Raw genomic sequence first — 10,855 nt, 5'->3', positions numbered from 1 at the left:
TCAAACCGAAAAGCTAGTAACACAATAATTATGCCTTTTTTACCCCTCAAAACCTTGATACACAAAGCTTTGAGGGGCATTCGTTTACCTAGCAACTGTCGAACTCGGGTTTACCATACAGAATAATAAAAGGCTAAGCAATTCTATACATGCTTAGCCAAATATAAACTATTCTTTTCTATTAATCGATTTTTAATAATTGGGCGTTTATTGCACAAATAATGGTACTGAGTGACATAACTGCTGCTCCAACGGCAGGAGTTATGACAAAACCAATATTGTACAATACACCTGCAGCTAAAGGAATTGCAATGATGTTATACCCAGCAGCCCATGCTAAGTTTTGGGACATTTTCCTGCGACTTGCCTTTGACAATTTAATGATATTTAGAATATCCACTGGATTACTGTTAACTAATACAACATCGGCTGTTTCAATCGCAACATCTGTACCCGCACCAATAGCAATTCCTAAATCAGCTTCCGCTAGGGCTGGTGCATCATTTACTCCATCCCCAATCATAGCGACCTTTTTTCCGTTTTGTTTTAAATCCTTTACATTATTTGATTTTTCATGGGGAAGAACTTCTGCGATGACTTTGGAAATACCTAGTTTTTCTCCTACATAATTCGCTACACGGTTATTGTCTCCAGTCATCATAATCGTTTCAATGCCACGATCATTTAATTCCTTAATGACTTTGTAGGAAGATTCCCGGATGATATCAGCTAGCGCTATCATTCCTTGTAAGACATTATCTTTAAGTACAAATACGACTGTTTTTCCTTGTAAAGCTAGTTGATCATAGGTTTTCTCATCAAATGAGATTTTATTTTCCCTCATTGTTCCGGGGCTTACAACAGCAATTTCAGTATCGCCTATTTTAGCAACTAATCCCTTACCAGTTAGATTTCGGTAATCCTTAATGTCATAGGATTGTAAATTACGCTCTTTTCCTGCTTTCACAATTCCATTAGCTATTGGATGTTCTGATTGTATTTCAACAGAATAAGCCAACTTCAATAATTCTTCTTCACTAACTCCCTCGCTTGGATGAATATCTGTTACACCAAAGTTCCCTTCCGTAAGTGTCCCTGTTTTGTCAAACACTATACGATCCAATTTATACGCACTTTCAAACGCTATACGATTTCGAATTAACAAACCATTTTTTGCTGCAATGGAAGTAGATCTAGATGTTACAAGTGGTGTTGCCAAGCCAAGTGCGTGTGGACAAGCAATGATCAAAACGGTCACCATTCGTTCTAGAGCAAAATCTAGGTCTCCGTTAGTCCACCAGACCGCAAAGGTTATAATCCCTACTACAACGGCAACGTAGAATAACCATTTAGCAGCAATATCCGCAAAACCTTGGGCCTTTGATTTCAATTTTTCTGCATCGCTTACCAATTTAATAACTTGGGAAAGGTAGGTATCGTTTCCTGTTTTACTAACTTTAATTTTTAAAACTCCGTCACCATTCACTGCACCACCAATTGCTTGCATTCCGGGTCCTTTTTCAACAGGGACTGATTCTCCTGTTAGCATTGACTCATCGACGGTAGATTCTCCTTCGTAAATTTCACCATCAATTGGAATCTTTTCACCAGATTTAACTAAAATCTGATCGCCCGGTTTTAAATCTTCGACTGTTACTTCAACAATATTTCCAGACTCATCTAATTTATGGGCTTCTTTTGGCATTAGTTTAATTAACTCTTCCAACGCCTTTGAAGCACCCATAAGAGATTTCATTTCTATCCAATGCCCTAGCAACATAATTACAATAAGAGTGGCTAGTTCAAAGAAGAAATCACTACCTTCAATAAAGAAAGCTGTGAGGGTACTGTATACATAAGCAGCAATAATAGCTAATGAAATTAACATCATCATCGCTGGAGATTTCTCTTTTAACTCATCCCAAGCACCAAGTAAAAATGGTTTCCCACCATAGAAAAAAACAATCGTGGAAAGCAAGAACAGTAAGAAAGTATTACCTGTGAAATTCACTTCATATCCAATTAGCATTTGAATCATTGGAGATAAGTACAAAATAGGAATTGATAAAACTAATGAAATCCAAAAACGTTTCTTAAAATCTTCTACCATATGTTCGTGATGTCCGCCGTGTCCACCATGCCCATGATGTTTAGCGCTATGTTCATGATTGTGGTCGTGATTTTTGTGTTCTTCATGTCCGTGATCATGATGATCATGCATATTTTCATGTTCATAAAGTCGATGACTTTGATGTTTTTGTTCCTCTTGTTCTGTATGGTTATGATGGTTATGTTCACTGTGCATACTGTGATTGTGTTCATTCTTTCCATTTCCGTGGTTATTCATTATCGTTCCTCCTTTAGTGTGGATATATTAGAAAACTTCCTAAATATTTTCTGTGTTCTTCATCCTTCTATTAACATCGTATCATACTATACCCCCATACGGTATTTGCGAAGTGTGAATTTTATGTTAATGATTAGTGTCAAGAAAATAAGAATGTGTTCATAATATAGATCTTTTATGTCTATAATGAAGACTTATTTACCCATTTATACCCAACGCCCCATACAGTTTTTAAATAATCATCGATTGGAAATCCAGATTGACGAATTTTATCTCGCATGTTCCGTACATGGGAGTCAACTGTTCTTCCTTCTGTGTGTGAATCGTATCCCCAAATTAATTCAATTAATTGTTCCCTAGTAAACACTTGGTTTGGTTTTCTCATAAAATAACCTAGCATGGTAAATTCCTTTGGCGTTAACTTTATTGTATTATTTTTATATGACAACTCAAACTCATCTTCATTCCATAAGAGACCATTCACTTCAACCCTCCTCGCAGGTTTCATTCTACGTAATACTGCTTCTATTCTTGCTAATAGCTCAGCTTCGTCAAATGGTTTTGTTACATAATCATCTGCACCTAATTTTAACCCTTTAATAATATCCTCTTTCTGTTCACGAGCGGTTACCATGATAATGGGGATATCCGAATCTTTTCTTATCTCTTGGCATAATTCCCAGCCATTCATTTCAGGCATCATAATATCGATAAGTACAATGTCAAAAGTCTCTTCTTTTAAAAACGATAATGCCTCTTTTGCACTAATAGCTTTTTTACATATGTAATTATGAGGTCTTAAATATAATGCTAATAAATCTAGCATTCGTTTTTCATCATCTACTAATAGAGCTTTAACCATTTTATTCACCTCTTGCTAATTGAATAATAACCCTTGTACCTTTCCCAAGTTCACTTTCAATTTCAATCGTCCCTCCGTGGGATTCTATAATTTCCTTTGCAATAGCTAATCCTAATCCCGTTCCGCCACTTTCTCTGGAACGCGACTTTTCTACACGGTATAACCGTTCAAATATATAAGGTAATTCCTCTTTTGGAATTCCTTCTCCTTCATCTGAAATAGTTATAGTAATTTCTCTATCATTCTGGGTTACTTCTAATGATATAGACTTTCCTTCGGGTGTATGTTTTCTGGCATTATCCAGTATATTCAATAATACCTGTTGGATCCTATCGGGATCAATATTACCTATGATATTTACTGGGCATGAAGCAGAAAATGTAATATTTTTTTCTTCCAATACTGGAGCAATACGTTCTTCAATCGTTTGAATTAGTTGTCTAAAGTTAACATTTTTTCGATTAATTACAAATTTATTTTCATCCATTCTAGCTAGATCAAATAGATTTTTAACCAAGACTGTTAAATGCTCTGTTTCTTCCCGTATAATATCCAGATATTCTTTTCTTTCTTCTTCCGTAATGTCTTGTTTTTTAATGATATCTGCATACCCTTTAATATAGGTTAATGGCGTTCTTAGTTCATGAGAGATACTTGCCAAAAATTCATTTCTGTCATTTTTTAATCGTTCCAGATCACTTGATAACTTCATAATAGAAGCCGCTAATTCTCCTAGTTCATCATTACGTTCCTTGTGTAATTCAACTTTATTTTTCCCTATACTTAACTGTTCGGTTGCTTCTTTCATTTTCATTACTGGTAACGTAATAAAACGAGAAAGAATAAAAACAGTAAAGATTGTTAGAACAATGGTGATTAGTCCAACAATAATAAATTGATCACTCAAATGATTAAGCATATTTTTTACAATATTGGTATTAGCAAACATAAAGACATGCCCTTGATGTTCTCCATCAATCGTAATGGGACTATCAACCGCTATATATTGTCTTTCTGACCAGCGTTGTTCCACTACTTTTCCTACACTGGGTATGTTTTTATAATCTGTATGATCAATCACTTCTAACATTTCAGTTTCAACAGGATCGGAATGAATGATGATATTACCATTGGCATCCGTAATAATAACAGCAAATTCCGATTCAGATTCCATAATTCCAACATGCTCCAACGTAGCAGAATCGAAATTCTTTTCTAAGATAGCACTATGTGTATTGGCACGGGCTAATAAACTATTCATCACTTCATCAATTCGTTCATTTGCTATATTTGTATATAGAATAAAATAAACAAAAATCTCGATAATTAACATGAATACAAAAAATAATAGTCCAATTTTTAAGGATAATTTATTAAACATAATTGACCTCTTTTACCAGTAAGTTAAAGTATCCAGAATACCAATAACAAGAATGATAACCCCTGCAAGTTTCTGCACTAGTAAACCTATTTTTCTGCTTTTCTTTAATATAATGCCACTTGCCCCAAAATACCAAATTAGAAAGATAATGAATAAAAGTGGAAGAGAGGTTCCAATTCCAAAAACAGAAGGTAATACAAATCCATATGATGTTTCTAATACAACTGGCATTAAGGTTAGTATAAATAATACAAACATAGTAGGGCAAAATGCTAACGTAAAACTTGCACCCATTAAAAAGCTTCCTAGATAGCTGTCTCTAAGCCTAGTAGGGATTTTAAACATTTTCCCGGTTTTCCTCCAACTAAATAATCCGAGCATAAATATACCAACTAGTATAAGTAATGGTCCTATTAATTTCCTTAGAATCGGGAACATTTGTGTAAGAGTACTGTGTACTTCCTTTCCGAGTAACCAAATCACTAAACCAATAATTGAAAAAACGAATATTTTACCTAAAACAAATAGAAATACGTGTAACCAAGGGACTTTTTCGATTAATGATTTATTCCCATAAATAGTCATTGCACTAATATTACCTGTAAGTTGACAGGGAGCAACTGCGCCAATTAACCCAAGAAAAAATGCAAATAGTAGCGGTATGTGTTCATATCCATATGCAATTTGCTGAAGTGGTCCATTTAGCATGATGGCTATTTCATTAAAAAGATCGAACATATTTATTCACTCACTTTGCCCTTAATAGTTTTATCCATTAAATAACATATAAAAAATATGTCCATTTTTTGTGCAGATTTCAGCAAATATTAATCAAAGGTAATAATGAAGAAAGAGAATCTCAAAATAATGAAATATTTTATTGTATATATAAGCAAATAGTTATATGCTAATGTTGTAATGAAATTATAAGGAGGAGATGATGTGCTGCAAACAACCATTGAAATGGAAAAGGCTGCAGTTATTTTAAAATTATTGGGTGATAAAACAAGATTAACGATTATGAAATTAATTGATAATCAAGCTTGTTGTGTCTGTGAATTTGTTGAAATATTTCAAGTCAGTCAGCCATCGATTAGTCAGCATTTACGTAAGTTGAAAGACTTAGGATTGGTTAAGGAAGAAAGAAAAGGGCAATGGATATTTTACTCCGTAGATAAGGAAAATGAATATTATTCATTTATTAAACCTATTCTTGATCAATTACCTAATCAAGATTACAAATTAAAAGAACTTGAAGAAAATGGTACACGAATTTCTTGTTGTTAAATTGGAGGTATTATTTTGTCTACAACGCTTATACTCGCAATATTAATTTTTATTGCAACCCTAGTACTAGTAATATGGCAGCCAAAGGGCTTAAACATTGGCTGGTCCGCAATGGGTGGAGCTGTAATTGCCTTATTAGTAGGGGTAGTAGAATTCAGTGATGTTCTTGAAGTAATTGACATCACATGGAATGCAACGCTATCCTTTGTCGCAATTATCCTTATTTCTTTAATACTAGATGAGATTGGATTATTCGAATGGGCAGCACTGCACATGGCACGGGTAGCAAAAGGTCATGGAATAAAAATGTTTGTTTACATTAGTATTTTAGGTGCAGTTGTTGCAGCATTATTTGCGAATGACGGAGCGGCACTTATCCTAACACCGATTGTTCTTGCAATGGTGCGAAATTTGAATTTTAAAGAAAAAATGATATTCCCTTTCATTATGGCAAGTGGATTTATTGCGGATACAACTTCATTACCATTTATTGTAAGTAACTTAGTAAATATCGTTTCTGCAGACTTCTTTGGCATTGGATTTGTTGAATATGCTTCGCGGATGATTATTCCGAACTTATTTTCACTAATTGCAACCATTTCGGTATTACTAATCTACTTTAGAAAAAGTATCCCTAAGAATTATGATTTATCGAAACTTAGGGAACCGAAAGAAGCAATAAACGATATAAAGATGTTTCGCCTTTCTTGGTATGTTCTCGGATTATTAGTAATTGGCTATTTTAGTAGCGAATTCATAAATTTACCAGTATCTATTATTGCTGGGGCCATAGCTATATTCTTTATCATAATGGCCAGACGTAGTGCCGCTGTTAATACGAAAAAAGTTATTAAAGGCGCTCCGTGGAATATCGTTATTTTTTCAATTGGAATGTATGTCGTCGTATATGGATTGGGAAATGCCGGGCTGACCTCTGCGCTCGCAAGTGTTCTTCAAACTGTGGCTGAACAAGGATTATTCGTTGCTACAGTTGGAATGGGTTTTATAGCTGCTTTCCTGTCATCGATTATGAATAATATGCCAACCGTAATGATTGATGCATTAGCCATTGCTGAAACGAATACTTCTGGTGTATTAAGAGAAGCGCTTGTTTATGCTAACGTAGTTGGTTCGGATTTAGGACCAAAAATTACGCCAATTGGTTCACTAGCAACCTTAGTGTGGCTCCATGTACTTTCCCAAAAAGGAATTAAAATTTCATGGGGAACCTATTTTAAAACCGGGATTGTTTTAACCATCCCAATCCTATTTATAACATTAGTAGGTCTTTATCTAACACTTCTACTATTTTAAAAAGGAGAATGAATTATGTCTAAAAAAACAATTTATTTCTTATGTACGGGAAACTCTTGCAGAAGTCAAATGGCGGAAGGTTGGGCAAAAAAATATCTTGGTGATGAGTGGGAAGTAAGAAGTGCAGGTATTGAAGCACACGGACTAAACCCAAATGCTGTTAAAGCAATGAAGGAAGCTGGAATTGATATTTCTGTTCAAAAATCGGAAACCATTGATCAAGAATTTTTAAATAACGCAACATTGGCGGTAACGTTATGTGGAGATGCCAAAGACCGCTGTCCAGTGACACCACCTCACGTAAAACGTGAACATTGGGGCTTTGACGATCCAGCCAAAGCAGAAGGTACGGAAGAAGAAGCTTGGAAAGTGTTTCAGCGCGTTCGGGATGAAATAGGAGAACGGATTAAGCGATTTGCTGAAACAGGTGAATAATAGGGAATGATGAGGCATGTTGATACGCAAGCCTTATCTTTTCGGTTTCTATATAAGTATATAACTATACATCAATAAAGAAGTTGTTCATGATGAAAAAGGTAGAAATGTTTGACCCAGCAAAATGTTGTTCTACAGGTGTTTGTGGACCGAGTGTCGATCCAGATTTAACTAGAGTTGCATCAGCTGTTTATTCCCTTGAACAAAAGGGTGTTACTGGTAATGCGGCTCAGAATGTATTAATTAATATGAGTTTTAAAGAGGTATTTAACCTGTCTGGTGGGAATAAGAATTATCAGAGTTTTAAAAAGGGAAAACAATAATCATAAAACGACTGATAAGTGAAATAAAAGGTAGGGAGAACTTCCAACCTTTTTAAATTTATCTTAACCATTTACTAGTGGGGGCAATTTTATAATAAAAAACCACTTTTCATTGAAGGAGAATACTTTAGTAGGGAAATTTTAATAATATATATCTACTTGACCATGTACTGTAGTACATGGTTTATAATTTTATTGAGGTGAAAATAGTGATTTATCGCATTGGTGAGTTTGCAGATAAATGTGGAGTTAACAAAGAGACGATTAGATATTACGAACGAAAAAATTTACTAAAGGAACCTTCCCGAACAAAAACTGGTTATCGTTTATATTCAGATTATGACGTTAAGCGTGTAGGATTCATCAAGCGAATACAAGAGCTTGGTTTTTCTTTAGGTGAAATCTACAAGTTACTTGGAGTTGTAGATAAAGATGAAGTCCGTTGCCAAGATATGTTTGAATTTGTTTCTAGAAAACAAGAGGAAGTTCAAAAGCAAATAGAGGATTTAAAACGAATTGAAACTATGTTAGGTGACTTGAAACAACGATGTCCTGATGAAAAGCAATTACATGCGTGTCCAATAATAGAAACTTTAACATGAGAGATTAATGAAAGGAGCTTTATTATGAATAAATATAAGGTAAATATTGAAGGAATGACTTGTACAGGCTGTGAAAAACACGTAGAGTCAGCACTTGAAAGTATAGGTGCTAAAAATACTGAAGCAAATTTCCGTCGCGGTGAAGTAGTATTTGAATTGCCTAATGGTATAGAGGTTGAAAGTGCAAAAAGGGCAATTAACGAAGCAAATTATCAAACTGGAGAAATTGAAGAGTTACTACAACAAGAAAATGTGGTGTTAGGTACTAAAGGTAATTATGATCTTCTTATTATTGGTTCTGGTGGTGCAGCTTTTTCTGCTGCAATTAAAGCTATTGAATACGGTGCAAAAGTTGGAATGATTGAGCGTGGAACGATTGGAGGGACCTGTGTGAATATTGGCTGTGTTCCATCCAAGACCCTTCTTAGAGCAGGGGAAATCAATCATTTAGCTAAGATAAATCCGTTTATAGGTTTACAAACATCTGCTGGAGAAGTGGAATTGGCTCCTTTAATCAAGCAAAAGAACGAATTAGTGAGTGAACTTCGGAATCAAAAATATGTCGATTTAATAGACGAATATGGATTTGATTTAATTGAGGGAGAAGCAAGCTTTGTTGATGAAAATACAATTGAGGTAAATGGAACAAAACTTTCTGCAAAACGCTTTTTAATTGCAACAGGGGCCTCTCCTTCTATCCCATCGATTTCTGGACTTAATAAAGTTGATTATTTAACAAGTACAACGCTATTTGAATTAAAGAAAGTTCCAAAACGTTTAACGGTGATAGGTTCAGGATATATTGGGATTGAGCTTGGTCAACTCTTCCATCATTTAGGTTCAGAAGTAACACTTATACAAAGAAGTGAGCGATTATTAAAAGAGTATGACCCGGAAATTTCTGAAACAGTAGAAAAAATGTTAATCGAACAGGGTATACACCTTATCAAAGGAGCAACATATGAGTGTGTCGAACAAGATGGGGAGATAAAAAAGGTTTATCTAACTGTAAACAGTAAGAAAAAAGTCGTTGAATCAGAGCAGTTACTTATTGCAACAGGAAGAAAACCAAATACGGATTCTTTAAATTTACGTGCTGCAGGTGTTGATGTTGGAAAACAAAAGGAAATACTGATAAATGAATTTGCTCAAACAAGTAATGAAAAGATTTATGCAGCAGGAGATGTGACATTAGGACCGCAATTTGTGTATGTAGCAGCCTATGAAGGTGGAGTTGTTGCAGATAATGCAGTTGGTGGATTAAATAAAAAAATAGATTTATCCGTTGTTCCAAGCGTTATATTTACAAATCCATCGATTGCAACAGTTGGTTTAACGGAAGAACAAGCAAAAGAAAAAGGCTATGAAGTAAAAACATCAGTATTACCGTTAGATGCAGTCCCAAGAGCGATAGTAAATAGGGAAACAACAGGTGTATTTAAACTTGTAGCTGATGCAAAAACGTTAAAAGTATTAGGGGTTCATATCGTAGCTGAAAATGCAGGAGATGTGATTTATGCAGCGACATTAGCCGTTAAATTTGGCTTAACCGTAGAGGATTTAAAAGAAAGCTTTGCTCCATATTTAACATCGGCTGAGGGAATAAGATTAGCTGCCCTTACATTTGATAAGGATGTATCAAAATTATCTTGTTGTGCAGGATAAAGCTCCTTATTTATAGGAGCTTTAATTAATACACTTAAACTATCTCACCCTTTACAGGAATAACAGCAATTTAATAGTAATTTGGCTGGTTGCGGTTCAGTAGAATGTGTAATTAATGGTAGAGTATTATTAGGACTTATATCATTTGTTAATGGGTTCGGAATTATAACGAAAATAAAAAACCAATGTCGGAAAATGGTGATGATAATATGTTATCGAAACAAGCAATCCTTGATGAATTATCAAAAAACCTAAATACTTGGAGAGATAAACACGGTGTTAAGCGAGTTGGTTTGTTTGGTTCTTACAGCCGCGATGAACAAAAAGAATCCAGTGATATTGATGTAATAGTAGAATTTAACGACTCGGATTTATCTTTTGATAATTACATGGACTTAAAAATAAGCCTAGAAGATCACTTTCAGAAGCCGATAGATTTAGTCATATTAAATGATATTAAACCTGCTTTAAAGTCAGAGTTTCTATTGACTACTACATTTGTAGAAGAGGGAAAATAATAAGATTATCCTGAATTATTCATACTTCCAATGAAGATTTAATTTGATACCAAATCCAATGATTTTTTGTTATCTAAACAAGTAAGAGCTGTTAATTTCGATAAACATGATAAATGATAAA

The 10,855-nt window shown here is 34.5% G+C and carries 11 protein-coding genes; 7 read left to right on the top strand and 4 right to left on the bottom strand.

The genetic code is table 11. The annotated features are described in order from the left end of the window. Positions 1–181: 181 nt before the first annotated feature. The 4 genes from IEV18_RS15380 to IEV18_RS15365 form a co-directional block, all read right to left on the bottom strand. Entirely contained in the window at positions 182–2,347 is a 2,166-nt protein-coding gene (locus IEV18_RS15380) for a copper-translocating P-type ATPase (protein ID WP_188393269.1), read from the bottom strand. A 181-nt stretch (positions 2,348–2,528) separates the two neighbouring features. Beyond that, the gene (locus tag IEV18_RS15375) at positions 2,529–3,209 is read right to left on the bottom strand and encodes a response regulator transcription factor (RefSeq protein ID WP_188393268.1); all 681 of its coding nucleotides are present in this window, start codon (positions 3,207–3,209) and stop codon (positions 2,529–2,531) included. Position 3,210: 1 nt separating this feature from the next. Further along, positions 3,211–4,590 (bottom strand): sensor histidine kinase, encoded by a 1,380-nt coding sequence (locus IEV18_RS15370; RefSeq protein ID WP_188393267.1) that lies wholly within the window; start codon positions 4,588–4,590, stop codon positions 3,211–3,213. A 12-nt stretch (positions 4,591–4,602) separates the two neighbouring features. Continuing rightward, positions 4,603–5,328 (bottom strand): cytochrome c biogenesis CcdA family protein, encoded by a 726-nt coding sequence (locus IEV18_RS15365; protein ID WP_188393266.1) that lies wholly within the window; start codon positions 5,326–5,328, stop codon positions 4,603–4,605. Positions 5,329–5,532: 204 nt separating this feature from the next. Between IEV18_RS15365 and IEV18_RS15360 the strand changes: the two genes are divergently transcribed. The 7 genes from IEV18_RS15360 to IEV18_RS15330 all read left to right on the top strand — a co-directional run bounded on the left by IEV18_RS15360 (position 5,533) and on the right by IEV18_RS15330 (position 10,734). Then, entirely contained in the window at positions 5,533–5,877 is a 345-nt protein-coding gene (locus IEV18_RS15360; protein ID WP_087941717.1) for an ArsR/SmtB family transcription factor, read from the top strand. Positions 5,878–5,892: 15 nt separating this feature from the next. Next, complete coding sequence (locus IEV18_RS15355) at positions 5,893–7,191, top strand: arsenic transporter (RefSeq protein WP_188393265.1); 1,299 nt, start codon at positions 5,893–5,895, stop codon at positions 7,189–7,191. Between the two features lie 15 nt (positions 7,192–7,206). Continuing rightward, a complete protein-coding gene (gene arsC, locus IEV18_RS15350) occupies positions 7,207–7,626 on the top strand; it encodes an arsenate reductase (thioredoxin) (protein WP_188393264.1) in 420 nt (139 codons plus the stop codon). Positions 7,627–7,715: 89 nt separating this feature from the next. Continuing rightward, on the top strand, positions 7,716–7,949 hold the full coding sequence (locus IEV18_RS17675) for an arsenic metallochaperone ArsD family protein (RefSeq protein WP_438819050.1): 234 nt from the start codon (positions 7,716–7,718) through the stop codon (positions 7,947–7,949). 209 nt (positions 7,950–8,158) lie between these two features. Continuing rightward, on the top strand, positions 8,159–8,551 hold the full coding sequence (gene merR / locus IEV18_RS15340; protein ID WP_040037804.1) for a mercury resistance transcriptional regulator MerR: 393 nt from the start codon (positions 8,159–8,161) through the stop codon (positions 8,549–8,551). Positions 8,552–8,575: 24 nt separating this feature from the next. Beyond that, positions 8,576–10,216, top strand: a complete 1,641-nt coding sequence (gene merA / locus IEV18_RS15335; RefSeq protein ID WP_188393263.1) for a mercury(II) reductase — start codon at positions 8,576–8,578, stop codon at positions 10,214–10,216. Positions 10,217–10,425: 209 nt separating this feature from the next. Then, positions 10,426–10,734 carry a nucleotidyltransferase family protein gene (locus tag IEV18_RS15330; RefSeq protein ID WP_062351127.1) on the top strand — a complete coding sequence of 103 codons (309 nt, stop codon included), beginning with the start codon at positions 10,426–10,428 and terminating at the stop codon, positions 10,732–10,734. Positions 10,735–10,855: the final 121 nt, after the last annotated feature.

The sequence above is a fragment of the Compostibacillus humi genome (assembly GCF_014637175.1).
Taxonomy (GTDB): domain Bacteria; phylum Bacillota; class Bacilli; order Bacillales; family Amphibacillaceae; genus Oceanobacillus; species Oceanobacillus humi.
The sequence above is the reverse complement of the archived record's forward strand: the minus strand, read 5'-3'. Positions and strand labels throughout refer to the sequence as shown.

Bases quoted from the DNA above. Each gene is read 5' to 3' on its own strand.
- IEV18_RS15380 (WP_188393269.1), bottom strand. From the start codon at position 2,347: ATGAATAACCACGGAAATGGAAAGAATGAACACAATCACAGTATGCAC.
- IEV18_RS15375 (WP_188393268.1), bottom strand. From the start codon at position 3,209: ATGGTTAAAGCTCTATTAGTAGATGATGAAAAACGAATGCTAGATTTA.
- IEV18_RS15370 (WP_188393267.1), bottom strand. From the start codon at position 4,590: ATGTTTAATAAATTATCCTTAAAAATTGGACTATTATTTTTTGTATTC.
- IEV18_RS15365 (WP_188393266.1), bottom strand. From the start codon at position 5,328: ATGTTCGATCTTTTTAATGAAATAGCCATCATGCTAAATGGACCACTT.
- arsC (WP_188393264.1), top strand. From the start codon at position 7,207: ATGTCTAAAAAAACAATTTATTTCTTATGTACGGGAAACTCTTGCAGA.
- IEV18_RS17675 (WP_438819050.1), top strand. From the start codon at position 7,716: ATGATGAAAAAGGTAGAAATGTTTGACCCAGCAAAATGTTGTTCTACA.
- merA (WP_188393263.1), top strand. From the start codon at position 8,576: ATGAATAAATATAAGGTAAATATTGAAGGAATGACTTGTACAGGCTGT.
- IEV18_RS15330 (WP_062351127.1), top strand. From the start codon at position 10,426: ATGTTATCGAAACAAGCAATCCTTGATGAATTATCAAAAAACCTAAAT.